The 25,476-nt window shown below is 69.2% G+C and carries 18 protein-coding genes and 4 pseudogenes; 9 read left to right on the plus strand and 13 right to left on the minus strand.

The window, feature by feature from the left end; all coding sequences use genetic code 11:
• Window positions 1-124 precede the first annotated feature (124 nt).
• The gene (locus GBA65_RS18760) at window positions 125-1,012 is read left to right on the plus strand and encodes a S8 family peptidase (protein ID WP_166397850.1); all 888 of its coding nucleotides are present in this window, start codon (window positions 125-127) and stop codon (window positions 1,010-1,012) included.
• 127 nt (window positions 1,013-1,139) lie between these two features.
• Window positions 1,140-1,598, plus strand: coding sequence for a hypothetical protein (locus tag GBA65_RS18765; RefSeq protein ID WP_166397851.1), 459 nt, complete (start codon window positions 1,140-1,142; stop codon window positions 1,596-1,598).
• Between the two features lie 163 nt (window positions 1,599-1,761).
• Here GBA65_RS18765 and GBA65_RS18770 read toward each other — a convergent pair.
• Together GBA65_RS18770 and GBA65_RS18775 are read right to left on the minus strand one after the other, a co-directional pair.
• Window positions 1,762-2,349 (minus strand): annotated as a pseudogene (locus tag GBA65_RS18770) (hypothetical protein); the annotation flags it as partial.
• 180 nt (window positions 2,350-2,529) lie between these two features.
• Window positions 2,530-2,943, minus strand: coding sequence for an OFA family MFS transporter (locus tag GBA65_RS18775; protein ID WP_166397852.1), 414 nt, complete (start codon window positions 2,941-2,943; stop codon window positions 2,530-2,532).
• Window positions 2,944-3,320: 377 nt separating this feature from the next.
• On the opposite strand from GBA65_RS18775, the pseudogene GBA65_RS24670 reads away from it, so the two are divergent.
• Window positions 3,321-4,567, plus strand: a pseudogene (locus GBA65_RS24670) (S8 family serine peptidase).
• Window positions 4,568-4,705: 138 nt separating this feature from the next.
• Here the strand turns inward: GBA65_RS24670 and GBA65_RS18790 are convergent.
• The 7 genes and pseudogenes from GBA65_RS18790 to GBA65_RS18815 all read right to left on the minus strand — a co-directional run bounded on the left by GBA65_RS18790 (window position 4,706) and on the right by GBA65_RS18815 (window position 12,585).
• Window positions 4,706-5,176, minus strand: a complete 471-nt coding sequence (locus GBA65_RS18790) for a sortase (RefSeq protein WP_166397854.1) — start codon at window positions 5,174-5,176, stop codon at window positions 4,706-4,708.
• A 286-nt stretch (window positions 5,177-5,462) separates the two neighbouring features.
• Window positions 5,463-5,951 carry a hypothetical protein gene (locus GBA65_RS18795; protein ID WP_166397855.1) on the minus strand — a complete coding sequence of 163 codons (489 nt, stop codon included), beginning with the start codon at window positions 5,949-5,951 and terminating at the stop codon, window positions 5,463-5,465.
• Between the two features lie 275 nt (window positions 5,952-6,226).
• Window positions 6,227-7,336: a DUF11 domain-containing protein gene (locus tag GBA65_RS18800; RefSeq protein ID WP_228282008.1), complete on the minus strand. Its 1,110-nt coding sequence runs from the start codon at window positions 7,334-7,336 to the stop codon at window positions 6,227-6,229.
• Window positions 7,337-7,656: 320 nt separating this feature from the next.
• Complete coding sequence (locus tag GBA65_RS23630) at window positions 7,657-8,442, minus strand: Ig-like domain-containing protein (RefSeq protein ID WP_323127103.1); 786 nt, start codon at window positions 8,440-8,442, stop codon at window positions 7,657-7,659.
• 48 nt (window positions 8,443-8,490) lie between these two features.
• Window positions 8,491-9,725, minus strand: a pseudogene (locus tag GBA65_RS23635) (S8 family peptidase); the annotation flags it as partial.
• A gap of 318 nt (window positions 9,726-10,043) precedes the next feature.
• The gene (locus GBA65_RS18810; protein WP_166397857.1) at window positions 10,044-10,715 is read right to left on the minus strand and encodes an N-acetylmuramoyl-L-alanine amidase family protein; all 672 of its coding nucleotides are present in this window, start codon (window positions 10,713-10,715) and stop codon (window positions 10,044-10,046) included.
• 211 nt (window positions 10,716-10,926) lie between these two features.
• On the minus strand, window positions 10,927-12,585 hold the full coding sequence (locus tag GBA65_RS18815) for an ArnT family glycosyltransferase (RefSeq protein ID WP_166397858.1): 1,659 nt from the start codon (window positions 12,583-12,585) through the stop codon (window positions 10,927-10,929).
• A 223-nt stretch (window positions 12,586-12,808) separates the two neighbouring features.
• Between GBA65_RS18815 and GBA65_RS18820 the strand changes: the two genes are divergently transcribed.
• A complete protein-coding gene (locus tag GBA65_RS18820; RefSeq protein ID WP_166397859.1) occupies window positions 12,809-13,351 on the plus strand; it encodes a hypothetical protein in 543 nt (180 codons plus the stop codon).
• Window positions 13,352-13,354: 3 nt separating this feature from the next.
• Here GBA65_RS18820 and GBA65_RS18825 read toward each other — a convergent pair whose 3' ends face one another.
• Window positions 13,355-13,696: an STAS domain-containing protein gene (locus GBA65_RS18825; RefSeq protein WP_166397860.1), complete on the minus strand. Its 342-nt coding sequence runs from the start codon at window positions 13,694-13,696 to the stop codon at window positions 13,355-13,357.
• Between the two features lie 229 nt (window positions 13,697-13,925).
• On the opposite strand from GBA65_RS18825, the gene GBA65_RS18830 reads away from it, so the two are divergent.
• The 3 genes from GBA65_RS18830 to GBA65_RS18840 are packed head-to-tail and all read left to right on the plus strand — an operon-like array spanning window position 13,926 to window position 15,692.
• Window positions 13,926-14,513 (plus strand): RNA polymerase sigma factor, encoded by a 588-nt coding sequence (locus tag GBA65_RS18830; protein WP_166397861.1) that lies wholly within the window; start codon window positions 13,926-13,928, stop codon window positions 14,511-14,513.
• Entirely contained in the window at window positions 14,510-14,863 is a 354-nt protein-coding gene (locus GBA65_RS18835) for an anti-sigma factor family protein (RefSeq protein ID WP_166397862.1), read from the plus strand. Before GBA65_RS18830 ends, GBA65_RS18835 begins: the two co-directional genes overlap by 4 nt.
• 16 nt (window positions 14,864-14,879) lie before the next feature.
• On the plus strand, window positions 14,880-15,692 hold the full coding sequence (locus GBA65_RS18840; RefSeq protein WP_166397863.1) for a mechanosensitive ion channel family protein: 813 nt from the start codon (window positions 14,880-14,882) through the stop codon (window positions 15,690-15,692).
• On the opposite strand, the gene GBA65_RS18845 is transcribed toward GBA65_RS18840, so the two are convergent.
• Entirely contained in the window at window positions 15,689-16,603 is a 915-nt protein-coding gene (locus tag GBA65_RS18845; protein WP_207955928.1) for a nucleoside hydrolase, read from the minus strand. The genes GBA65_RS18840 and GBA65_RS18845 overlap by 4 nt on opposite strands.
• A gap of 197 nt (window positions 16,604-16,800) precedes the next feature.
• Between GBA65_RS18845 and GBA65_RS26820 the strand changes: the two are divergent.
• Window positions 16,801-19,555: pseudogene (locus GBA65_RS26820) on the plus strand (bifunctional acetate--CoA ligase family protein/GNAT family N-acetyltransferase).
• 73 nt (window positions 19,556-19,628) lie between these two features.
• Here GBA65_RS26820 and GBA65_RS18855 read toward each other — a convergent pair.
• Both GBA65_RS18855 and GBA65_RS18860 read right to left on the minus strand, forming a co-directional pair.
• On the minus strand, window positions 19,629-19,994 hold the full coding sequence (locus GBA65_RS18855) for a hypothetical protein (RefSeq protein WP_166397865.1): 366 nt from the start codon (window positions 19,992-19,994) through the stop codon (window positions 19,629-19,631).
• A 263-nt stretch (window positions 19,995-20,257) separates the two neighbouring features.
• Window positions 20,258-24,577: a PAS domain S-box protein gene (locus GBA65_RS18860; RefSeq protein WP_166397866.1), complete on the minus strand. Its 4,320-nt coding sequence runs from the start codon at window positions 24,575-24,577 to the stop codon at window positions 20,258-20,260.
• A 341-nt stretch (window positions 24,578-24,918) separates the two neighbouring features.
• On the opposite strand from GBA65_RS18860, the gene GBA65_RS18865 reads away from it, so the two are divergent.
• Window positions 24,919-25,443: a VIT1/CCC1 transporter family protein gene (locus tag GBA65_RS18865; protein WP_166397867.1), complete on the plus strand. Its 525-nt coding sequence runs from the start codon at window positions 24,919-24,921 to the stop codon at window positions 25,441-25,443.
• The last annotated feature ends 33 nt before the right edge of the window (window positions 25,444-25,476 follow it).

Genomic DNA, 25,476 nt, shown 5'->3' on the forward strand with positions numbered 1-25,476 from the left:
TCTGCCGAGGGGCCGGGGACGGCGCCGTCGGGCCACGAAGGTCGAGGCCGAGGGTGAGATCCCGCCGTCGGCGCCGAGGTCGTCTCGGTGCCGGGGCGGCCGGCGGGGGCAGCTCCCCGAGGACGTGCGGCGCGCCAAGGAGAAGATCGAGGAGGAGCCCGGGGTCGCGGCGGTCGAGTACGACCACGCGCGCGAGGCGTCCTACACGCCCGCGGACCCGGGGTTCCCGGAGCAGTGGGGCCTCAAGAAGACCGGTTTCCGCTCGGCCTGGGACGCGGCACGCGGCGAGGGCGTCAGGATCGCCGTGGTCGACTCCGGCGTCGCCGCGGGACACCCGGACCTCGCGGGCAAGGTCGTCGCCCAGAGGGACTTCGTCAACGGGGACGGTACCGCCGACGACGACTTCGGGCACGGCACGCACGTCGCCGGCATCGCCGCCGCCCGGACCGGGAACGGGACCGGCGTCGCGGGCGGCTGCCCCGGCTGCGAGCTGCTCGTCGCCAAGACGATGCAGGGCAGGATCGGCTACGACTCCGACGTGGCGCAAGGGATAATCTGGGCCGCGGACAACGGGGCCGACGTCATCAACCTCTCCCTCACCGGTCCGGCCCCCTCGGGCGTCCTGGAGAGGGCGGTGGATTACGCCTGGGACAAGGGGTCCGTCGTCGTCGCCGCGGCGGGCAACAGCGGGGACGGCACCGTCCAGTACCCCGGCGCCTACTCCAACGTGATCGCCGTCGCCGCGGTCGACCGCTCGGAGAACCGCGCGTCCTTCTCGACCATGGGCGGCTGGGTGGACGTCGCCGCCCCCGGGGTCGGCGTCCTCTCCACCCTCCCCGGCGGCTACGGCTACATGAACGGGACCAGCATGGCGACCCCGCACGTCGCGGCGCTCGCCGGGCTCCTCGCCGAAGAGGGGCTCTCCAACCAGCAGATCAAACACCGCATCGTCTCCAACACCGCCGACCTCGGCCCTCCGGCCGAGACCCCTTCTTCGGCACCGGCCGCATAGACGCCGTCCGCGCCCTCCGCGTTCCGACGGGCGCTCCCCCGCCCGGAGCCCGAGCCCGCGCCGGCGCCCGACGCCCCGCCCGACAGGGGCGGCGACAACCGGCGCACCCTCGCCGCAGACGAGCCGGATGAGCCCCGGCAAGAAGAGCCCGCGCCGCCCCGCCGGAGGAACCGGAGCCCGCCCCCGCCAGGGAGGCCGCTCCGCCCGCCCCGAGCCCCCGGCGGAGCCCGAGCCCGCCCGGAGCCCGAGCCGGTCGTCCGGGCGGCGCCCCCGAACCGGTAGCGGTCGTGGAGCCGCCCGCGAGCTTGTCTTCCAGGACGACGAGGAGCTGGAGGAGAGGTTCCGGCAGGCCGAGGGCAGGCTTCGGCCGCGAACCCCGCCCCGAGGAAGGGTGCGCCCCGCGGGCACCGACCCCGCCGGGGACGAGCCGGAGACCGGCTTCGCGACGGCCATGATCGACGGCGTGCTCTCCGCGGTGCGCTCGGTGCTGGAGGGCCTGGGCCTCGTCTCCCCGGCCGAAGCGGAGGGGGAGGCCGCGAACCCCGCCCCGTGCGCGGAGACGGCCGGGCTCGCGGGCAGGAGCTAGGCGCAGCAGCCTCGGGCAAGCCCCGAACGCGTACGCACAGGGGCTTCATCGCGCAACCGGTATCCGGGGCCGGCTTCGAGGTCGTCGGGCATTCGCGGGCGTTACGTGTAGCAGTTCGGGGGGCTTGGCGCCCTTCTCGTAGGGCCCGTCGGGGTGTTGGGGATCAGGGGCGGCGCGGTCCGGGGCCCTGAGGGCGAGCGGGATGGCGCCGCCGAGAAGCATCAGGACCGAGGTGGCGTAGAGGGCGGGGCGTAGGAGCCCGTCGCGTCCGCGGAGAGCGCGAGGAGGACGGGCGCGCCGAGGCCCGCCACCCCGCGGCGGCCACCATGCTCCCGTAGATCGTGCCGACGTCCCCGGAGCCGTAGTAGGCGTCGACGAGCGCCCCTATCGTCGCGTAGCCGCCGCCGTAGCAGGTGAGCACGACGAACGAGAGGGCGGCGAACGCCGCGAACGAGCCCGTCCCCGGCGGGACGAGGGGGAGGGCGAGAAAGGCGGCGGCCTGGAGCAGGAACATCGCCACAAAGACGTTCTCCCGGCCGATCCTGTCCGAGAGGGAGGGCCAGAAGAGGCGCCCGGTCGTGTCGGCGACGGCCATGAGGACGACGAAGGCGGAGGCGAGGGCGGCGGTCGCCCCGCCCAGATCGACGGCCATCGAGCTTGCGTCGGAGAGGATCGCGAGCCCCGCGGTCGTGTTCAGGAGGAACATGGCCCACAGGGCGTACCACTGCCACGTCCTCAGGGCGCGTCCGAAGCCCCGCGCCGGCCGGTCCGTGGCGGGGCCGCCCCGCGCGGCGGGCGCGAGGTAGCCGGGGGGTCCCTCAGGAGGAGGGCCGCGCCGCCGACGAGCACGGCGTAGGCGGGCCCGAGGACGGCGAAGGCCGAGAGGGGCCGCCGGTCCAGGAGATCAGGGCGAGCGCGACGGGGGCCCCGATCACGGGCCCGGCGCCGAAGCCCAGGACGGAGAGGCCGTAGGCGAGCCCCGGCTTGTCCGGGAACCACCGGGGAGCGCCGCCACGGGCGCGACGTACCCGAGCCCCAGCCCCACCCCGGAGAGGCCGTACAGGAGATACAGCGCGGTCAGGCTCTCCCCGAAGACTCCGGCGAGGAAGATGGCGCCACCGTAGAGGACGCCGCCGAGGACGCCGACGGCGCGAGCGCCCGCCCACCGGATCAGGAGCCCGCCCCCGAAGGCCGCGAAGCCGGAGAGCAGGTTCGCCAGAAAGAAGGCCGCGTTGACGCGGGCCACGCCCACCCCGTAGACGGCCGAGAGCGGCTCCCGGAAGACGCTCCAGGCGTAGAAGGAGCCGAACCCGGCCTGCACCACGATCGCCGCCAACGCTACCACCCAACGCCTCGAAACCTTCAGCCCAACCCCCCTCGTCCTGCCCGGAACGCCCCGCGCGCCGGCGGAACGGGGAGATCTTACCCTTCGGCCACGGCAGCGTAGACGAGCGGATTACCCGAAGGGTACTTCCCGCTTGCCCACTGGGAGAGACGGCGCAGACCAACGCAATCGCCACCGCCCGTCCTTCCCCGCCGCCCGTGCTAACAACCTCGCTCACGCGCATGAGGGCGGACCGCACCTTCCGGACGACCGCCCGATCCCGCGGGTGAGCGGCGGGGCGACGACGGATTCGTAGCAATCCGTTCCAGGAATGCTTTAGCTTCCCCACCTCGTTAGGTAACATGAGGAGCGTCGAGAGATTCTGGTTGGGGGGGAATATGCTGTTTCCGGTGAGGTTGACGACCGTCGTGCTCGCTTTCGTCTTTGGTTTCGCGCTGTTTCTGTTCACGCAGGTAGGGGCCTGGGGCCAGGCCGGGGATGCCCCGCCGGGCGGGGCCGTCGAAGCGGAAGACGGGGAGGTCTACGCCGCGGCGCGGCTGGTCGTCACCTACGAGGAGGGGGCGCCGGAGGCGGCCGAAGAGGGGGCCGTCGAGGAGGTCGAGGGCAAGGTCCAGGAGGAGATAGCGCCCCTCGACGCCGAGGTCGTCGCCCTCCCCGAGGTGGCCGACGAGCAGCCGGGCGAGGCGCGCCAGGACGCGCTCGAGCAGGCCAGGCAGGAGCTCGAGAGCGAGCCGGGCGTCGAGGAGGTCAGCTTCGACTACCTCCGCAGGCCCACCTACACCCCCAACGACGCAGGCTTCCCCGAGCAGTACGGCCTGAAGAAGCCCGGCTTCCCGCAGGCGTGGGGCTCCAGCAGGGGCGACGACGGGGACGGCGTCAGGATCGCCGTCGTGGACACCGGCATCGACGCCGGCCACCCCGACCTCCGGGGCAAGGTCGCCGCCCAGAGGGACTTCGTGGACGGTGACGGGATCGCCGAGGACGACGCCGAGGGTCACGGCACGCATGTCGCCGGCATCGCCGCCGCCGCGACGAACAACCGTGCCGGGATCGCGGGCGGCTGCCCGACTGCGAGCTCCTCGTCGCCAAGGCCCTGACGTCCGAGGAAGGCGGCTTCGACTCGGATATCGCCGAGGGGATAATCTGGTCCGCGGACAACGGGGCGAAGGTGATCAACCTCTCCTTCGGCGGGCCGGAGCCCGCCCGTATCCTCAAGCAGGCCATCGGCTACGCCCACAGGAAGGGCGCGGTCGTCGTGGCCGCCGCGGGCAACGCCGGCGAGAGGGACCGCGAGTACCCCGCCGCCTACTCCAGGACCATCGCGGTGGCCGCCACCGACGAGCGGGACAGGCGAGCCCCCTTCTCCAGCTCCGGCCGCTACGTCGACGTCGCCGCCCCCGGCGTGGACGTCCTCTCCACGGTCCCCGGCGGCTACGCCTCCTACAGCGGGACCAGCATGGCCGCCCCCCACGTCGCGGCGCTCGCCGGGCTCCTCGCCGGAGAAGGCCAGTCCAAGCGCGAGATCAGGCGCAGCATCCTCTCCACCGCCCAGGACCTCGGCCCCCGCGGACGAGACCAGGAGTTCGGCGCCGGCCGCATAGACGCGAGCAGGGCCGTGAGGTAACTCCAGCAAATAACCTTAGCTCGTTGAGGGGGCCGAGTACGTCATGTACTCGGCCCCCTCGTCGTATGTCTAAGCGGGTACGCGCATAACGCCGTTATGACTCGGACCCGAAGTCCGAGCACCAACCGAGACAATCTGCTAGATTCGGTCGGCCCTCACGATAAGGCGCTTGGCGAACGTAGTGAGGGGCGTGCAGGTTTGCAGCGACATCATGTCGCGGTTACGCACCTCGCCCATTACCCACGACTCGTCCGGATCGACTATCAGCTTCTCGGCGACCCGGTAGCGGTAGGTCTCTCCCCTGCCCTCGACGATCACCTCGTCCCCGCGCTCGAGCCTGCCGAGGTTGTAGAAGAGCAAGCGGCTGCCCGTCCCCGGGTAGCCCAGCCTGTGCGCGGCCAGGTAGACGTTCTTCTGCGTGCCCTCGTCCCACGGCATCTTCGTCTCCGGTACGTGGCCGATGCCAGCGTTCAGGGCCGCCGGGGAGTCGGAGTCGAAGACCGGCGCGTCGTAGACGCCGAGTGAGGGTAGCGTCAGCGTCATCGCCGCACCGGGCTCCGGTGTGAACCGGCGCTCCTCCTCGATCTCACCCGGCTTGGGCTCGGCCACCGTGGGTTATCTGCCGGCAGGGGCGTCGATTGGACCGGAGATTGAGCCTCCTCGGGCGGAGGCTCGGCAGGAGGAGGATCGGAAGGAGGAGGCTCCGATCGTCCGTCGTAGGACCTCTTTAGAACTAGTGGCTCTTCGACGGTCGTCTCCGCCGGGACTGCCGCCAGCTTTTTGGGCTCCTCGCGGCTGGCAATTACCATAACGGTCACTATTGCGAAACCGACAGAGAAGACAGAAAGGGCTACGCCGATCCTAAGAAGCATCCTTACACTCGTCTACCAGAGCGCTACGGGCTCTGGAATTTACTGATCCGCACCAGGAACACGGCGAATAGGACGATCAGCCCGGCCCCGCCAAGGACGCCCGCGCCCGCCCCACCCGTGTCGGGGAGGTCCTTGTCCGGGATCGTGTCGTCGTCCACGTCGTTGTCGTCGTCGCTCACGTTCCCACCGTTGTCATCGCCATCGTCGCCGTTGTTACCGTTCGCTGCGCTCGTGCAGTCTTCCACGGTAATCGTATAGTCGGCGCTAGATGCCACGACGTCCAGGAAAAAAGTTCCGGGCGCCTCATTCACGATTGAGGAATCGGAGCCGGCACCAGACTGGCTAATAGTGGTGATGGGGTCCTCGTTCTCGTCGTTGACGATTATCCCCAGGAAAGCGTCTTCGTTATTGTCGGTGGAACTAGTGACGTCGAAAGTTACTCGGAACGACTCGCCAGTTATATCGAATGTCTCTGTTTGCTGGTTTCCGCTGCCCGTGAACTCGTCCAGCACTGTTTCCGCCCCCGGGCAGTTGCTGCCCTGGTCACCGTTCTGGGCGAACGCAGGCGTGGACGCGAACACGGTATAGAACAAGACCAACCCTGCCAATAGAAGGCCCGGCCCTATACGTGTTCTACTAAAGACCCCCATCTTTGCCCCCTCTCTAAACCCGCAATAAGAGCGCATGATACACCTGGACCGAAGCATTCTGCTACAGATCCCTATCTGAACAGGCGTGCTCGGGCCGCTCTGTGGTCCATACTTCTCGAACAGGCTCCATTGCAGGCTTATACACTTCGGTATCTACTAATCCACGTCAGGAACCCGACAAACAGGGCGAGTAACGCCGCCCCGACAAGAACACCTTTACTCGTTCCGCCCGTGTCGGGTAGATTCTTGTCGGGGATGGTATCCCTATCCACGTCGTTGTTGTCGTCGCTGATGTTGTCGCTGCTGTCGTCATCGTCGCTATCGTTGGTATTGCTGTCGTCGCCGTTGTCGTCGTTGCCGTTGTCGTCGTTGCCATTACCGTTGTCGGGGTTTTCGTCCTCGTCTTCAACGGCTGGTGCTTGCACAGTGGTAGTCTCCGTAGCCGTTTCGATGGGACCGCGTATTCCCTCAACGAAAAGCGCAGCGGTGTTCTCTATGGTCCCAGCCACTTCCGGCTCGACCACTATCTGGACTGTGGAGATCTCGCCAGGGCCAAAGGCACGTTCTGCGTTGCACTGGACGACACCGGCGGTGACTTGGCAGACGTAATCGTCCGACTCCACCTCGACAAAGTCGACCACGTCCAGCGGCAGATTGTCCGTAATGGCTACGCCGGACACGGGGTTGGCTCCGCGGTTCTGCACTCTGATGGTGTAAAGGAGCAGATCTTCTACGTCGCTCACCGGGTCCGGGTCGTCCAGCTTCTCGATTGAAAGGTTGGGGACTACGTTAGTGGTTACTTCGTTCGAGTTGACTGGCGTGGTGGGGTTCGCCTGTGACGTGGAAGTCGCGCTCGCGCTGTTAGTAATCGGACCGGCTGTCGAGGGGGCCGTTACGTTCAATGTTATCTGTGCGCGGCCGTTAGCCGAAACGTTGACAGGATCACATTCCACTGTGCGCCCACTAGGGTCGGTAAGCGCGAGGTCACATCTAGCACCTTCGGAACTGACGAAGGTTAAGCCCCGTGGAAGCTGGTCTCTAACCACAACGAGCGTATCCGTGGCTGTCGCGTTAGTAACAGTCAAAACGTAGCTGAAGTTAGCACCGGGCTCCACCGTTGCAGGACCTTCTTTGGTTATGGAGAGTCCGGGAGTCTGAGCCCACGCTACATGCTGGAATAGTACTAAGCCAAGTGCCGCCAGCAGCGCTGTCAGTACGGTCTTGCTCCTTAGTATTGCTTCCCCCACCAAGACTCACACCGCCCTCTCGCGCCAACCCACCGGGACCTCTGTAAGAGCCGTCCCCTCATGTACTGCCCACCCGGGGTTCGGCTGCACCGCCCCGGATTCGCGCCCCTCCCGAATTGCGCGGCGGCTCGGTGCAGTAGGCATGATACACATACCGTCACTGCCCGTATACCGCTGGCGGACGCCAACACACCAAAAAGCGCTCCCCCATCAGGTAAAACGGAGGAGCGTTCATATCGTCTGCAAGAAGGTATGGCTCAAAAAAGCGCCGTAGCAGTGTTCCTCGCCCTACCCGTACCGCCAGCGGGAAGGTCGGAGCCCTAATTCCCACCCTTCCACCAGTCCATGCGCTCCCACCACTTCGCGTTGTCGGCGCGTCCTACCTTGAAGTTCCACGTCCTGGAGCCGGTCGCTCCCCCGGCGTCGGTAGCCATTATCTTCACCTCGTGCTTGCCTTTCGCAAGGGCCTTGGAGGGCGTGTACGAGAGCCTGTTCTCCTCGGCGTCGTAGCGGGCCTCGACCTGCTCGCCGTCCACGAAGAGCTCGATGTTCTCTGCGGAGAGGTCGCTCTGGGCGTCCCTGACGGTGGCTTCGATGGTCGGGGTGTTGTCCCTCGTGCTCCCCCTCGGCGACCGCTGCGTTATCTTGGGGCGATCGCTGCTGGGGCTCACGCCGGTGGTGAAGGACCAGACCTTGTCTTTCGCCGGGGTGGCGGACGCCTTTCTAGCGCTGCTGAGCCCGCCCTTCAGCACGGCGGTGTAGGTCGTCCTGGGCTCCAGAGCGGCGGTCGGATTCAGGGTCGCCCTCTTTCTCGCCGGATCGTACGTGACCCTGGCGGCGACGCGCGCGGTTTGCCCCCGCTTCCTCAGCGTGAAGGCGCCGGCGGCCTCCACGGAGGCCTCGTCCATCGCCTCGGAGAAGTTCGCGCTGACGTTGGCCCCCACGGGCACGTTCTTCGCCGCGTTCGCGGGCGCCACGCTCCTTACCGGCGCTCCCGCGGGAGGCGGCGGAGCAGAACCCGCCGCGATGGCAGCCGCGTTCGCGTCCACCATCTTGCCCGCCACCGTCCTCCCGCTCGTGCTCGGGGCGGGCTTGCCGCTGTTCATGATCGTCTGCTTGATCCCGACCGGGTTCTTGAGGAGCGACGGGTTCGCCGACGCGACCAGGGCGGCGGCACCGGCCACGTGCGGCGAGGCCATCGAGGTGCCGTCGTAGTAGACGTAGGAAGCCCCGGTATCGTGCTGAGGATGCTTACGCCGGGCGCGGAGATGTCGACCGAGGTGGCGCCGTAGTTGCTGAACGAGGCCATGCCGCCGGTGTTTTCGACCGCCGCTACGGAGAGGATGTTCGGGCTGGTGTACGAGGCCGGGTAAGCGGGGGCCGCACCGTCGTTGTCGTCCCCGATCTGATCGGCTCCGCCGTTGCCCGCGGCGGCGACGAAGAGCTGTCCGGAGGCGTCGATTGCGTCCTTCAGGGCCTGGTTATAAACGGTACCGCCCCACGAGTTGTTGGAGATCCTCACGCCCTTGCTCTTGGCGTACTGGATCGCCCGAATCGCGGAGGAGACGGAGCCGCTGTTGGGACCGGTCCCGAGAAAGTTGAGCGCCATGATCTTGACGTTCGGGGCCACGCCAACCACGCCCCCACCGTTCACCGAGGCGGCGATGGTGCCGGCGACGTGCGTGCCGTGGCTGTCGAGCCGCGAGTCGTGGACCGTGTTGTCGTTGTTGGCGAAGTCCCAGCCGTTGACGTCGTCCACGTAGCCGTTGCGGTCGTCGTCCCGTCGGTTGGTCTCCTTGCCCCCGCCGGACTCGCCGGGGTTGACCCACTTGCGGCTCGCGAGGTCGGGGTGCGTGAAGTCCACGCCGTCGTCGATAACCGCGACGACGAGGTTCGGATCTCCCTGCGTCACGCCGGAGGCCTCCAGGGCGTTGGTGTCGAAGTCGGGGGAACCGGGCGAGCCCTCAATGCTCTGGCCGGTGTTGTTCAGGCCCCACAACTCGCCGAAGCGCGGTTCGTCGGCGTAACCGAAGGGGCTGAGGATATGGTCGGGCTCGGCGTACTCGACGTCGGGGCGGCGCTCGAGGTCGCGGACGGCCTGCTCGACGGGTTGCCCCTCGACCTCGGCGACCTCGGCGTCTACGAGGTCTAGAGTCTCGACCTCTTCGAGCCCCTCGTCCCGCCGGGCGTCGGCCTCCTCGGCGCTCGTGGCGTCCTCCTCGAACTTGACTATGATCCGGCCCGGTACCGCCTCCGCCTCCGTCGGCGTCTCGAAGCTGGGAGCCTCGTCGCCGGGGGAGCCGTTCGGGGTCTGGGCCATCGCCGCGCCCGGCGAGACGGCCGCGACCAGCAGGCCTATAAGGAAGATCTTGCCACGTCGTCCCCGCATGCGCTCCAAGTGCAACACCCTCCCGTCTACCCCCACGTTCCGAGAACAGCTCTGCCACCGCTAGGCAGAAAGGTCGTCCTTAGCTTGCCCGTACGAAACCCACAATGGGGTACTGCCCCCATGAGGGCGTCCTAGTCGGTCGACAAGCTTGTTTCTGGGCCTCTTGCGACCTTCCCGGAGCGCGCGATCGCCTCCTGCGCCTTGGAGGATGAGCGCATGAGGCGGGTGGTGTCCCGTACGGGCCAAGGCCCGCTATTTGTTGGAGAGGTGCGACAAACCCCATCGCTGCATGTGGGGCTTTGGCGCGACCGAGCAGGCTTACGGGGTGCGGAAGTAGCCCTCTATGCCCGTCTTGAGGGCTTCGGCGATCTGCTGCTGGCGGGCGCCGGTGCCGTCGGAGAGGAGCCGTCCCTCCGCGTCGCTGGTTATGAAGACGGTCTCGGCGATGGCGGCGGGCATCTCGCTCTTGAGGAGCACGCCGGAGGCGAACGAGTAGGGGTCGCGCCTGGGGATGCCGAGCGCCGGGTGGAGCCCGTCGAGCAGGGCGACCGCGAGCGCCTTGTCTTTTCTCCACTTGCCGAACAGGACGGTGGTGTAGTTCGCGGCGGGGTCGGAGGAGCCGTTCATGTGCACCGAGACGAGGATGTCGGCCCCGGTGCGGTTGGCGTAGGCGTAGCGGTCGCTGTTGGAGAGGGTCCCGTCCCCGGTGCGGGTCATGTAGACCGTGGCGCCCGAGGCTTCGAGGAGCGCCTTCAGCCTGCGGGACACGTCGAGCGTCTGGTCCTTCTCCACGAGCCCGTACCTCGCGTTCGCGGCCCCGGCGTCGCCGCCGCCGTGACCGGCGTCCACGACGATCTTCTTGCCCGCCAGCACGCCCGGCGCCTCCTGGGCTTCGGCGCCGCGATCAAGGGCCGACGCGGCCAGGAGGAATGCGACGAACACCGCAAACATCACCAGCGCCCACGCCCTCATCGAACGGCTGCTCTGCATCTCGTCTCCCTCCCGTTGGCGCCCAGACCTCGCGTATCGTCGCCACAAGCATAACCGTGCTCCGCACGGATAGGAATACTCCGGCAGGCGAAACATACGGTTTTTGCGAAACCGTTCGGGCTCCCGCAAGCTCGCCGGGGGTTCGTCCCCTGCGGCTCGCACCGGCTCTTCCGTGGAGCGTGCAGGCGCCACGGGAGCCCGGGGGCGGGCGCTATCTGGGCGTCGTGAGGGTGGCTTCGCCCCTGGCCACGGCGGCGTCCAGTTTGTCCCAGCGCACCTCGTTGGAGCCCTTCAGGAGGTTCAGGTGGGCGTCCTTGTACTTTACGCCCACGTATTCGTTCCGGGCCCACTCGAGCACGGACTGGCCGTGCCACTCGAAGCCCTGCGCGTGGGTGGGCCGGAGCTCCTTGATGGAGTATTCGAGGTCGAACTTGTTGTGTCCGGGGCGGCTGTACGCGTCGTCCGGGGGCAGGTTGGCGACGCGGGGGTCCATCTTGCCGAGAAAGTCGAGCCCCGGCCCTCCGGTGTAGTAGGGGATGGTTCCCACCCCGAACAGGCCCACGGTGGCGTCGGGCGTGGTGAACTCCCGCAGCGCGAGGGCGACGCTCATCCTCCTCTCGTTCAGGTACTCCTCCTCCGACTGCCGCTGCATCGTGATCTCCGGCGCGAAGCGGAGGTTGACGAAGGCGAGGACCGCGAGGACCGCGAGGACCGAGACGAGGCCGGGCAGGAGCCGGAGGGCGCGGCTCCTGCCGGAGAGCTCCCGGTACGCCGGCGCGTCCGAGGCGGCCGAGACGGCGCGCAGGATCGCCCGGACCCCCAGGACCAGCACGAGGGGCATGGCGGGCGAGAAGATGCGCCAGAGGTTCCAGGCGTCCCCGCCGGTCCAGACCTGGTAGAGCAGCGTGACGCCGAAGACGCCCGCGAGGAGCAGCGGGCCCCTCCGCCGGTCGAGGAGGAGCGCCGCTCCCGCCAGGGCCAGGAGCACCCACGTCTCCTCCAGGAACGGCACGGTGAAGCTCGCCCCGTTCGAGATCCTCTCGAGCAGCGGAACGCCGCTGACCTTGAGCGTGTAGGTGTTCGGCAGGAGCTCGCCGTAGTAGGCCCAGCGGAAGGCCTGGTGCCCCGCCACGAACAGGGCGAGCGGCCCGAAGAGCGCCAGGAGGCGCGGGGGGGCGAACGCCTTCGGCACCCCGTAGAACGCGTAGAGGAAGATGGGGAGGGCGAAGACCACCGCGTCCGGCCGGGTCAGGAACGCGAGGCCCAGGGCGACGGAGACGAGGGCCCCCTGCACCGGCTCGCCGTCCCGGACGTACCTCAGCACGAACAGGACGCTCAGGGAGACGAGCACCGCCAGCAGGCCGGTCTCCATCCCGAGCAGGCTCCAGAACAGCAGCGGGTAGTACGACAGCCCGCAGAGGAAGGCCAGGGCGCGCAGGAGGCCGCGGTGCCGGCCGGCCTCGTCCGCGAACAGGTGCTCCGCTATCCGCATGACGAGGTAGGCGTTCGCCAGCATCAGGGCGACGCCGAAGACCTGCACCGCCAGCACGGCGCCGGACTTGTCGAAGAAGGCGCTGGCGAGCGCCATCACGAGGGTCATCAGGGGGTTGGTGTAGCCCTCGACGTACTCGCCCGCGTTCCACACCAGCCCCAGGCCGTGCGCGAGGTTCCAGCCGTAGCGCATGGAGATCATGGCGTCGTCGAACAGCACGAAGTAGCGGTTCCCGTCGAAGGCGAGGACGGAGGACCGGTAGATGAAGAGCGAGGCCCACACGACGAAGCCGACCCCGAGGCCCAGAGCGGCAAGGGTGCCCGCACGCCCCTCGCCAGGCTTCGCGTCTGTTCTCTTCGGGCGAGGCACGGCGCGCATGGTACGACAGCTTTCCCCGCCTCGTTGCCGCTAAACCGGGCGCGCGGTGCCGCGAGGGCCTCCCGGACCCGACCGGACGGCGCCGGGCGTCCCCGCCGGAGGGGTCGGGGCGTGCGCCGGGCAGGTCCCGTTCGGCGCCGCCGTTTGGCGGCGTCTGCGAGGGGTAGTTTCCATCCACGGGCCGACGCCCGTCATTGAAAGCGAAGAGAGGGGACGCAGAGCCGTGCCGAAGCCGTCTAACACCGCGAAGATCACCCACAACCTGGGGCTCGCCACCTGGTTCGGCGGGTCGTTGTTCGGCCAGATCGCGCTGAACCCCACCGTGGACAGCATCAGCGACAAGAGCGAGCGCGGGCGGGTGACGAACGAGGGCTGGGCCCGCTTCAACGCCGTCGAGCTGCCGGCCATCGCCGCGACCCTGGCCTCCTGGCGCTTCGGCGGCCTGCGCGACGACGCCGAGATCCGGGCGCCCGGCCTGACGCGCCTCAAGGACGTGCTGCTCGGCGGCGCGGCGTTCAACGGGGTCATGTCCGGCATCCTGGGCGCGAGGCTGGCGAGCCAGGCCGCGAGCGGCCAGGTGCCGATCCAGTCCGGGCTGAAGCCCTCGCGCGACACCCCGCCGGAGGCGGCGGCGTCTCAGCGCTGGATCGCCTTCTTCGGGACGGGCGCCACGACGCTCTCCGCGCTGGTGATCGCGATCTCCGGGGTCATCGAGACCCAGAAGCCGAAGCCCCGCGGCGTGATCTCCAAGATCTTTACGAGCTAGCCCCTAGCAGCGGTCGCGGAGGGGACGGGCGGCGGTCTCGTCGCCGGTCCCCTCCGCGTCGAAGCGGAACCAGTTCTCGTAGCCGCAGGCCGCCACGCTCGCACGCACCGCCCACGAAGGGTGCCTGAACACCAGGCTTCCGGCGTGGATCTGCAACCGGACGGCCAGCTCCCGGGTCGTTTGCAGGTCCAGGAACGTCACCCCGGAGAGGTCCACCACCGCCGTCCTCTCTCCGGCCTCGTCCAGCCTCGCGCGCAGGGACTCCAGGTCCCGTACGTCGAACTCGCCCGAAAGCTCCACCACCTCGCCGTCGTGGAATATCGGACGCTGCCTGATCTCTCCCATTCCCGGCCTCCCCGAAAAGCATGCGGCGGGTCTCTCCAACGTCTACGACTTTCGACCGACGAGGTTTCGCATCCGTTACGGTCCCGGACGGGCTCCCGCGCCGGCGGTGCGTTGCGACACAACGCGCCTCGCGGGCATCGTTCTCCGCGCCTGCGAGCGTCTGTTAAGGTGTGCTCGGGCCGGGGGTACGAACGGCCCGTTCGTCCGCGTGGTGGAGGACGCTTTTGCTGTGACCGCAGCCGGGGAACACAACTTGCCTGGAAGGGCCGCCAGCGGCGACGTCGACGCGTTCGCGCGATTGGTCCGGGAGCACTCGGCGCTCGTATACCGGGTAGCTCTGCGCATCCTCGGGACAGAGGATGCGCAAGACGCGAGCCAGGAGGTCTGGATCCGCGTCTGGCGGAGCATCGGCAACTTTCGAGGAGAGAGCGCCTTCAGCACCTGGCTCTACAAGATCACCGTGAACACCTGTTTGAGCGCCCGGCGCAAGGAGCAGGGCATGCGGATGCGCGAGTTCGACGGAGAGTTCCCCCAGCTCCCGATACAGCCGGGCGGGGAGGACGACCCCGAGGCCGCCATCCTCGACGGGGAGCGCAGGGACGAGCTCGTGCGCGCCCTCGAACGCGTACGGGCCGAGCACCGCGCGGCGCTCGTGCTGCGGCACATGGAGGGCCTCAGCTACGCCGAGGTCGCCTCCATCCTCGACGTCCCCGACGGCACGGCCAAAGGCTGGGTCAGCCGCGGCCGCGCCGCCCTGCTCGTCGCGCTGGCCGAAGGGGCCGAGATCGAGCGCAACCTCGACGGGGAGGCGTCGTGATCGGGTCCGAGCGCTGGGACGTGCTGGAGAGGATCGGGGCCTACGCCGCCGGCGAGCTCGTGGGCGAGGAGGCGCGCGAGACGGAGCGCCTGATCTTGGAGAACCCGGAGGCGCGGCGGCTCGCGGCCTCCTACGCCCGGATGATGGCCCTGCTCGGCGCCATCGGCCAGGAGTCGCCCGAGCCCCCCGAGACGATCGCGAACCGCGCCATCAGGCGCGCGTACGTCTCGGCCTTCTTCCGCCAGACGGAGAGCCTCTTCACCGACGTCGGGCGAGCCTACGTGGAAGCTTTCGTTTATTATCTCGGCTTGCGTGGGGACGGCGAAGGACGCGTCCAGCGGGCCTACTAGGGGAGGGCAGAGATTGATGGACACCCTGGAGAAGATCCTGGCCGACCTGGGTGGCGCGGCGACGGAGTTCGTCCCGAGGCTCGTCGGCGCGGTCGTCGTGATGCTCGTGGCGCTCGTGGTGGCCCTCCTGCTCCAGCGCCTGGCGAACCGCCTGCTCGACGCCCTCGGCCTCGACGACCTCTTCGACCAGACCGGGGCCTCCGCATCCCTCTCGCAGCTCGGCTACGACGGCGGCCCCTCGCGCCTCCTGGGACAGGTCCTCTTCGCCGGGACGATCCTCACGGGCCTCGCCGGCGCCCTGAGCGTCCTCGGCATCGCGTCGCTGGAACAGACCATCGACCAGCTCGTCAACCTCTCGGGGAGGGCGCTGGTGGCGCTCGTGATCCTTATCGGCGGCATCATGCTCGCCGGGTGGCTCTCGGAGTTCGTCGCCCGCGAGGCGGAGGGCGCGGGCCTGCGCGGGGTGCGCATCTTCCAGCGCGTCGCGTTCGTGACCGTCCTCACCATCTCCGGTCTCGTCGCCGCGAGCCAGCTCGGCCTCGAGACCTCCGTCCTCGTCCTCTTCGCCATCGTCATCTTCTCCACGATAGGCCTCGTCACCGCCATCGCCCTCGGCGGCGGGCTCGTCACCCTCTCCTCGAACATCGCGGCGAGCTCCTACGTCCGGGAGGGGATAAACGTGGGCGACGAGATCTCCCTCGGCGAGATCGAGGGCAGGGTCGAGGAGGTGGGCCGCGCCGCGGTCGTCCTCCGCTCGGAGGACGGCTACCTCTACCGCATCCCGAACAACGCCCTGCTCGAAGGCATCGTCAGGAAACGGGCGGGCTAGCCGGCGAGCCTCGCCAGCGCCCGAAACAAGACCCGGAAGAACGCCCCCCGGTCCAGCCCGACCCCGACGTCGGCGTTGGACGCCCTCCCTTCGACGCCCCGGGGGCCGCAGACCGTCCGGCCGCGAGCCTCGCCCTCCTGCTCCACGTCCACCCGCATCCGGCGCGTCCGTACCATCCCCGGCTCGATCACGCAGGCGACCGCGACCGCGTCGTGGACGGGCGGGGTCCGGAGGCCGGACGGTCCCCCACCCTTCACGACGGCCCCGACCAGGCGAGCGGCGAGCTCCCCCATCCGCCCCAGGGAGAGCATCCTCGCCGCCTCCTCCGGCGCGACGCCGGACTCGCGGGTGGCGTCGAGGCCGACCATCGTGATGGGGAGCCCGCTCTCGAAGACCTCGCGGGCGGCCTCCGGGTCCGCGTGGACGTTGAACTCGGCGTGGGGCGTGACGTTCCCCGGCCCCATGCTCCCGCCCATGAGCACGATCCGCGCCACCCGCGCCTTCAGCTCCGGGTGCTCGCGCAGAAGGATCGCCACGTTCGTCAGGGGGGCGAGGGCGACCAGCGTCACCGGCTCGGCGGCCTCGCGCAGGGCGTCGGCCATGAGCCCGACGGCCCCCCTGCCGTCCGGGCCGAAGGTGGGCTCGGGAAGCGGGATACCGCCGAGCCCGTCCGCGCCGTGGACGTCCTCCGCGGCGACGAGCGGCCCCCGGAGCGGGCCCTCAGCCCCCGCCCCGACGGGGACGTCCCCGCGTCCCAGAAACGAGAGCACCTTCAGGGCGTTCGCCGTGGTCTTCTCCAGCGACACGTTCCCCGCGACCGTCGTCACCGCCCGCACGTCGAGCTCCTGGGCCCCGCAGGCCAGCATGATCGCCACCGCGTCGTCGAGGCCGGGGTCTACGTCCAGGATCACGGGCGTGGGCCGCATGCACGCGATGGTAGCAGGCCAAAGGGCGGGCTCGCGCGGCAAGAAAAAGCCGCGCCGGCTATAAAATTCACAGCTATTGGGCATGCTATGTGGCATATACACATAGGAGAAACATATGCGCGCGGCGCGTCCCCTGCGGGGAGGCCGCGGGCCAAGCTAGAGAACGCTGGAGGAAGGTCGAGATGAAGAAGCCGAAGCCGCCGATCGGGGACCCGGCGCACGACGTGCTCGGGTACGAGAGGCAGCCCCTGGACGCGATCTTCAGGCCGCAGAACGTGGCGGTCATCGGGGCGACGGAGCGGCAGGGGAGCGTGGGGCGCACGATCATGTGGAACCTCATCTCCAACCCGTTCGGGGGGACCGTCTTCCCGGTCAACGCGAAGCGGCCCAACGTGCTCGGGATCAAGGCGTACCCGACGATCTCCGAGGTGCCCGCGCAGATCCACCTCGCGGTCATCGTGGCGCCCGCCCCGACGGTGCCGGGGATCATGGAGGAGTGCGTCGAGGCCGGGGTGCCCGGCGCGATCATCATCTCCGCCGGGTTCCGCGAGACGGGGGCCGAGGGGGCCGAGCTGGAGGAGCGCATCCTGGAGATCGCGCGCCGCGGCAGGATGCGCGTCATGGGCCCGAACTGCCTCGGCGTGATGAGCCCCGTCACCGGGCTCAACGCGACCTTCGCCCACGGGATGGCCCAGCCCGGCAGCGTCGCCTTCCTCAGCCAGAGCGGGGCGCTCCTGACGGCCATCCTCGACCGGAGCAGGAGGGAGAACGTCGGCTTCTCGCACTTCGTCTCCGTCGGGTCCATGCTCGACGTGGACTGGGGCGACCTGATCTACTACCTCGGCGACGACTCGAAGACGAAGAGCATCGTCGCCTACATGGAGTCCATCGGCGACGCCCGCTCGTTTCTCTCCGCCGCCCGCGAGGTCGCCCTGACGAAGCCGATCATCGTCATAAAGGCTGGCCGCACCGAGGAGGCGGCCAGCGCCGCGCAGTCCCACACGGGCTCCCTCACCGGCTCGGACGAGGTGCTCGACGCCGCCTTCGCGCGCAGCGGCGTCCTCAGGGTCGACGGCATCTCCGACCTCTTCCACATGGCCGAGGTCCTCGGCAAGCAGCCGCGCCCCAGGGGCCCGCGCCTCACCGTCGTGACGAACGCCGGCGGCCCGGGGGTGCTCGCGACGGACGCCCTCATCCGGGGCGGCGGCGAGCTCGCGGAGATCTCGCCCGAGACGATGGAGGGGCTCAACGGCCTCCTCCCCGCCCCGTGGAGCCACGGCAACCCCATAGACGTCCTCGGCGACGCCACCCCGGACCGCTACGCCAACACCCTCGAGGTCGCGGCCCGGGACCCGGAGAGCGACGGCCTCCTCGTCGTCCTCACCCCCCAGGACATGACCGACCCGACCGGGACGGCGCAGGGGCTCACGCGCTACGCAAAGACGAGGGGCAAGCCGGTCCTCGCGAGCTGGATGGGCGGCCCGGACGTCGCGGCGGGGAGGAGATCCTCAACCGCGCCGGCATCCCGACCTTCGACTACCCGGACAACGCCGCCCGCGTCTTCGCGGACATGTGGCGCTACACGTACAACCTGCGCGCCATCTACGAGACCCCGAGCTCGCCACCGGGGACGACGAGCCCGACCGCGAGCGCGTCGAGGAGATCATCTCGAACGCCCGCGACGACGGGCGCACCATCCTCACCGAGTGGGAGGCGAAGGCGATCCTCGCCGCCTACGACATCCCCACCGTCGAGACGCGCATCGCCCGCACGGGCGAGGAGGCCGTCGGCGCCGCCGACGCCATCGGCTACCCCGTCGTCCTGAAGCTCTTCTCCGAGACGATCACCCACAAGACCGACGTCGGCGGCGTGAAGCTCGACCTGACGGACGCCGGGGCCGTCCGCGAGGCCTACGCCGCCATCGAGGCGTCCGTCGCCGAGAAGGCGGGGCCCGGGCACTTCGACGGCGTCACCGTGCAGCCGATGGTCGACCTCGGGGACGCCTACGAGCTTATCGCCGGGAGCAGCGTCGACCCGCAGTTCGGGCCCGTCCTGCTCTTCGGGAGCGGCGGCCAGCTCGTCGAGGTGTACAGGGACAGGGCGCTCGCCCTGCCGCCCCTCACCACCACGCTCGCGCGGCGCATGATGGAGCGGACGCGCATCGTCGAGGCCCTCAAGGGCGTGAGGGGGAGGGACCCCGTCGACCTCTCGGCCCTCGAGAAGCTCCTGGTGCGCTTCTCGCAGCTCGTCGTGGAGCAGCCCTGGATCAGCGAGCTCGACATCAACCCGCTGCTCGCCTCCTCAGAGCGCCTCATCGCCCTCGACGCCCGCGTCGTCCTGCACGACCCGTCGACGGCCGAGGAGGAGTTGCCGAAGACCGCGATCCGGGCCTACCCGAACCAATACGTCTCCCGGGAGGAGCTTGACGACGCCACGCCGGTGACGGTGCGCCCCATACGCCCCGAGGACGAGCCCCTCATGGTCAAGTTCCACGAGTCGCTCTCCGAGCGCAGCGTCTACATGCGCTACTTCCACATGATGAACCTCGACCAGCGCACCGCCCACGAGCGCCTCACGAGGATCTGCTTTATAGACTACGACCGGGAGATGGCCCTCGTCGCCGAGCGGCGCCACCCCGAGACCGGGGAGCGCGAGATCATGGGCGTCGGGCGCCTGAGCAAGAACCACGTCTCCGCCGAAGAGGCCGAGTTCTCGCTGCTCGTCAACGACCTCTACCAGAGGCGAGGCGTCGGGACGATCCTGCTCGGCCGGCTCCTCGAGGTCGGGCGCGAGGAGGGCCTGCACCGCATCACCGCCGAGATACTGCCGGCCAACCGCCCCATGCAGAACGTCAGCCGCAAGCTCGGCTTCAGCCTCCGCCACGACCCCGAGGAGGGCGTCGTACACGCCGACCTCGACCTCTACCAGCACGCGTAGAAGGGGCGAAGGCAAGGAGAGGGGGCCCCGGGGCGTCGCACCCCGGGGCCCCCTCTACGCGCAGCGGAATATCCTAGACGCTGAGATGGCGCTCGATCTGGGTGAGCTTGTAGCGCGCCATCGCCAGGTTCGCCTGCTCCTTGTGGAGCGCCAGGTAGAGGAAGAGGCTCTGGTCGCGCTCGAGGATGCGGATCAGGTGGTACTGCGACGTCAGCGTGATCAGGATGTCCTCGATCTTGTCGTTGAGGCCGAGGTTCTGCATGACCTTGAGCTTGGAGCGGACCACGTCCGTGTTGCCGGCCGCCGCGATGTCGAGGTTGAGGTTCGGCCCCCCGCCCGCGGTGCCGAGCGTCATCCCGCTCTGCCAGTCCACGAGGGCCGCGCCTACGGCGCCGTCCAGGCTCATGGCCTCCTGCAACGACTGGTTCACGTCCGCCATCTTCTCTCCCTTCTTGGCCCGACCCCGTCCGACGGCGCCGAACCGCTCCTGGTCCCCGCTGCGCCTCGAGAGCCTAGCGCTCTCCTGCCACGTCTCTTCCGTCTGCTTACCGTTATCGACCCGGAGACCGAAAGACTTTAGCTCGGGGCCACCGCCCCGCCGCCTCTCTCTCGGCCGTTCTCAGGAGCCCCCTCCCCCTGCCACGCCCTCCGCGAGCGGCGATGCGCCGCGCCGGATAACTATACGTACCCCCTATTTGACGGTCAAACGCCTTGCCGCTCTGCGCTCTGCGTCAGGGGGGAGCCGAGGAGCCCGAAGACCGCGCCGGCGGGCAGGGGCCTCGAGAAGAAGTAGCCCTGGGCGAGGTCGCAGCAAAGCTCGCGCAGGCGCGCGAGCTGCTCGGCCGTCTCCACCCCCTCGGCCGTGACCTCCAGGCCCAGGGTGCGGGCCAGGCTCACCGTCGTCGCCACGATCGCCGCCGACTCGGGGTCGTCCTCGAGGCGCCCGACAAAGGAGCGGTCGATCTTGAGGTTGTCCACCGGGAAGCGCCTGAGGTAGGAGAGCGACGAGTAGCCGGTGCCGAAGTCGTCGATCGCGACCCGTATCCCGAGGTCCTTGAGCCGCCGCAGGGTGACGAGGGCGGCGTCGACGTTCTCCATTGCGACGCTCTCGGTCACCTCCAGCTTCAAGCTCCGGGGCGAGAGTCCCGTCTCTTCCAGCACGCCCTGGATCTGCTCGACGAGGTTCGGCTGGCGGAACTGCCGGGCGGAGAGGTTCGCGTTGAGCGTCGGGGGGGCGCAGTCGCCGGGCAGCTCGTCCTGCCAGGCCCGCACCTGCCGGCAGGACTGCTCGAGGACCTGCAGCCCGATCTCCACGATGATCCCGGTCTCCTCGGCGAGCGGGATAAACTTCCCCGGCGGGATGAGGCCCTTCTCGGGGTGCTCCCACCGGACCAGCGCCTCGACCTCGCGGACGCAGCCGTACCCGTCGCCCCCGAGCGAGATTATGGGCTGGTAGTGGACGACGAACTCCTCGCCCTCGACGGCCCGCCTGAGGTCGGCGCGGAGGTCCAGGCGCTCCAGGACGGCGGCGTGCATCTCGGGGTCGTAGAACTCGTAGCGCCCCTTCCCCGGTTCTTCGCCGTGTACATCGCCACGTCGGCGTTGCGCAGAAGCTCCTCCGCCCCTCCGGCCCGTCCCGATCGCGATCCCGATGCTCGGCTTCACGATGATCTCCTTGCCCTCGAGCACGCACGGCGCCCCCAGGGCCTCGAGCACCCTCTCGGCGACGCTCACCTCCGCCCTCGCCGCGAACTCCCCGACGGCGGCGACGTCCTCGAGCAGGACGGCGAACTCGTCCCCTCCGAGGCGCGCCACCGTGTCCCCCTGCCGGATGCACGAGGAGATGCGCCTCGCGACCTCCACGAGCAGCTCGTCGCCCGCGGTATGCCCGAGGGAGTCGTTGACGGTCTTGAAGTCGTCGAGGTCCAGGAACAGGACCGCCAGGGACCCGTCCGCGTGGCGCTCCAGGCGGCGCAGGGCGTGGGCGAGGCGGTCGGCGAAGAGGGCGCGGTTGGGCAGCCCGGTCAGCGAGTCGTGGAAGGCCTGGTGGGCGAGCTGCTCCTCGAGCACCTTGCGCTCCGTGACGTCGAGCATGAAGCCCTGGCGCACCGAGGCGCGCCCCTCCTCGTCGCGCAGGACGAACGCCTCGTCCTGAACCCACACCACCCGCCCGTCGCGATGGACCATGCGGTACTCCGTCCTCAGGGGCTCCCCGCCGGACGAGGCCCGGGCGTGCTCGGTGAGGACGCGGTCCCTGTCCTCGTGGTGCAGCGCCTTCTCGAAGAACAGCGGGTCCTCGTACCAGCGGTCGACCCCGTAGCCGAGCAGCGCCTCGACGCGCGGGCTCACGTAGACGAGGCCGCTCTCCGGGTCGAGGCTGTCCACGTAGGTCACGGCCGGGGTGCGCTCGACGAGCGTCCGGTACTTCTTCTCGGCCTCCCTGAGCGCCTCGGCCGCGTGCTTGAGCTCCGTGATGTCCCGCGCGGAGGCCAGCAACAGGCGCCGGCGGCCGTAGTCCACGGCGCCGACGTGTACCTCGACCGGGAAGGTCGTGCCGTCCTTGCGCCGGTGCTCGGCCAGGTGGAAACCCGCGGTGATGGAGCCTATGCGCTCGGACGAGGCGTGACGCCAGAGCGAGCCGTCCTCCGACCTCCAATCAGCGTCGGAGGACAGCGTGCTCGCGAAGTCCTGCACGGAGAGCTCGAGCATCTCCTCCCTCGTGTAGCCCAGCGAGCGGCACGCCTCGGCGTTGCAGTCCACGATCCTGCCCGCCTCGTCGTGCAGCAGCAGGGTATCGACGGACTGGTCGAAGAGCTGCTTGAAGCGCCGCTCGCTCTCCTTGAGGGCCCGCTCCGCCTCGACGCGCTCGGTGATGTCCAGCGCGAGGGATAGTACGCTGACGAGCTCGCCCCGGTCGTCCAGGAGCACCGAGCTGTGCCACTCGCAGTGGACGATCGAGCCGTCCTTGCGGTAGTTGCGGTGCCTGAGGACGACACGCCCCTCCCGGCCCTCGAGCATGTGGCTTACGACCTCCTCGCGCACCTCCTCCTCGTCGTCCTCGTGAACGAACCGCATCTCTTCGAGGGAGCGGCCGAGGATCTCCTCCGCCCGCCAGCCGAAGATCCTCTCCGCCTCGTGGGACCAGTTGAGCACCCGCATCTCCCGATCCCACTCCAGGACCCCGACCGGCGAGTTCTCGAAGTGGAAACCGAGCCTCTGGTAGGCCTCCCGGACCTTCTCCTCGGCCCGCTTGCGCTCGGTGACGTCGCGGGCGTTCAGGACGACCCCGGCGACGTTCGGATCGTCCAGGAGGCTCGTGAACGTCGCCTCCACGTGCCGCCACGAGTCGTCCCTGTGCCGCAGGCGCACCTCGCCCACCAGGCTGGACCCCGGGCTCGCGATGGCGCCCCGGATCAAACCGCGGTGCGCCTCGTCGTCCTCCGGGTGGACGATGGGGGACGCGTAGATGTTCACGCCCACCCTGTCCCCGTACCCCATCACCCTCCCGAAAGAGGGGCTCTGGTACAGGATGTACCCCTCCTCGTCGACCACCGTGATCATGTCCGCCGAGTTCTGGATGAGGGACCTGAACCGCTCCTCCCCCTCGCGCCGGTACGTCCTCTCGGCGAGGATCGCGCTCTCCAGCGCCAGCGAGACCTGCGAGGCGAGCGCCCTGAAGCCCTCCCCGAAGTCCTCCGGGAAGTCGCCGTCGGCGGCGGCCGAGATGATGCCCCGCGGCTCGCCCTGCACCAGCAGCGGCCCGACGAGGACGGCGCCCCTCTTCGGCTCGAAGCCCAGGGTCTCCCTGGCCCTCTCGTTGTCCGCCGGCCCGACCTCGACGACGCGCCGCTCGCGGTAGCTGCGCACTATGTTCGGCATCCGCTCCGCGTCCACCCTGACCCCCTCGGCCTCCTCCGCCCCCTCGCCCTGCGAGGCCACGACGACGAGGCCCGAGAGCGGCCCCACCATGATGGACGCCCGCGCCCCGGACGCCCCTCCCGAGAGCTCCAGGACCGCCCTGGTCGCAGCCCGGTAGATGTCCTTGCGGCCCACCGCGCCCATGAGCTCCGTCCCGACGCTCCCGAGGGCCCGCTCGCGGGCCGCGATCCGCTCGTACCTCTCCGAAACCTCCTTGAGCCTCCGCAACAGGCCCTCCATGCGGAACAGCACCAGCAGGAACAGCACCGCCGACACCCCCGCTATGACCGGCACGTTGGCGTGCTCGCCCCGCACCTCGTCGACCACGATCATCGCCGGAGCCATGAGCGAGGCCGCGGCGAGCAGAACGAGACGCCGCCACGTCAGCGCCCGCACCCCGACCCCCTCCGCCGGCTCCGAGAGGACGCGCATCGAGGGATGCAGGGCCGCGCCGCCGAGGAGAACGTAGGAGAGCAGCCACCCGAGGTCTACCACGCCGCCGGAACGGTAGGAGCCGGCGAGCTCCAGAGCCCCGTAGGTTATGTCGGAGACCACGAAGCTGAACACGCCGAGGGCGAGCATCCGGTACGACGGCACCCGCTCCTTGAACGTGGTCACGAGCCTGACCAGCACGGCGAAGACCAGCAACGAGAGGAGCGGGTAGACGATGGAGAAGTAGCGCTGGACGGGCGGGACGCTCATGTCCTCCGTGTACGGCTCCACCACGAACACCCACGCGAGCACGCCCACCCCTATGCTGACGATAAGCGCGTCCAGCAGGCTGCTCCGGTCCCTGCCCGGCGCCCGGTTGCGGATCATGAACAGCAACGCGGCGATCAAGAGCGGGTAGGCCGCGACGTAGAAGACGTCCGCCAGGGAGGGGAACGGCGCCGTCTCCCCGAAGAGCAACGCGTGGTTGCGGAAGAACACGTCCCCGACGAGCAGCGCGAGCTGCCCCGCCGCCAGCAGGTACCACACGAGCGCCCGGCGGGGCCGGTTGATCCGGACGCCGCCCATGATGGCCGCCACCACGCCCACACCAAAGAGGCTGTACAGGATGCCCTGAGCCCCGGCGGGCGCGTAAAAGTACGACCCGATGGCCAACGCCCCCACGGCGAGACAAACGGCCCACGCCCACCCCGAACGCCGCCCAACGCCGGCCCCTAGAAGGCACGAGCCCGCCCGAACCCGTAGCCTCGCAACCCCGAACGATCTTGCCCGAGTGGCCGCCTACAGGGAGCACACCCCACCTTCCAAAGTCTTGCTACACCCATGCTTGGTATTCGGACCCCTCGGCGAAAAACTTTAGCCCCCGGCGCACCCGCCCCCACTTGCAAACGGTTCCCACAATCAGAATCAAGAATTACTCTTGATTTATTGGTGGTCCCGAGTAAAATACACGAGTTGCTTTCGGATGAGACGAAGAAGGCGGGGAGGGTCCCGGTATGGCGGCGCTGATGGAGAGGTTGGGGTTCGGGGGGCGGGAGATGACGGCCGCCGGGCACAGCAAGGACTTCGTTTTGAAGGTGGTGCAGCCCTCACTGGTGGGGCTCATGGACGGCTCCGTGTCGACGCTGGCGCCGCTATTTGCGACGGCGTTCGCGACGGGGGATCCGCGGGTGACGTTTCTGGTGGGGCTGGCGGCGGCGGTGGGCGCTGCGATCAGCATGGGCTTCTCGGAGGGGCTGTCGGACGACGGGTCGCTGACGGGGCGGGGCAACCCGACTATGCGCGGCGTGATCACGGGCGTCGCGACCTTCGTTGGCGGGATACTCCACACCCTGCCGTTCCTCCTGCCCGACGTCTCGGTCGCGCTCTACGTGGCGTTCGCCGTGGTCGGGGTGGAGCTTCTGGCGATCTCGGCCATCCGCTACCGCTACTTCAAGATGAGCTTCGTGGTGTCCGCGCTCCAGGTGATCCTGGGCGGCGTGCTGGTCTTCGCCTCCGGCGTGCTCATCGGGAGCGCGTGACGTAGCACGCACCAAGAAGAGGGGGTCTCCGAA

Source organism: Rubrobacter marinus (assembly GCF_011492965.1).
GTDB classification, from domain to species: Bacteria; Actinomycetota; Rubrobacteria; order Rubrobacterales; family Rubrobacteraceae; genus Rubrobacter_F; species Rubrobacter_F marinus.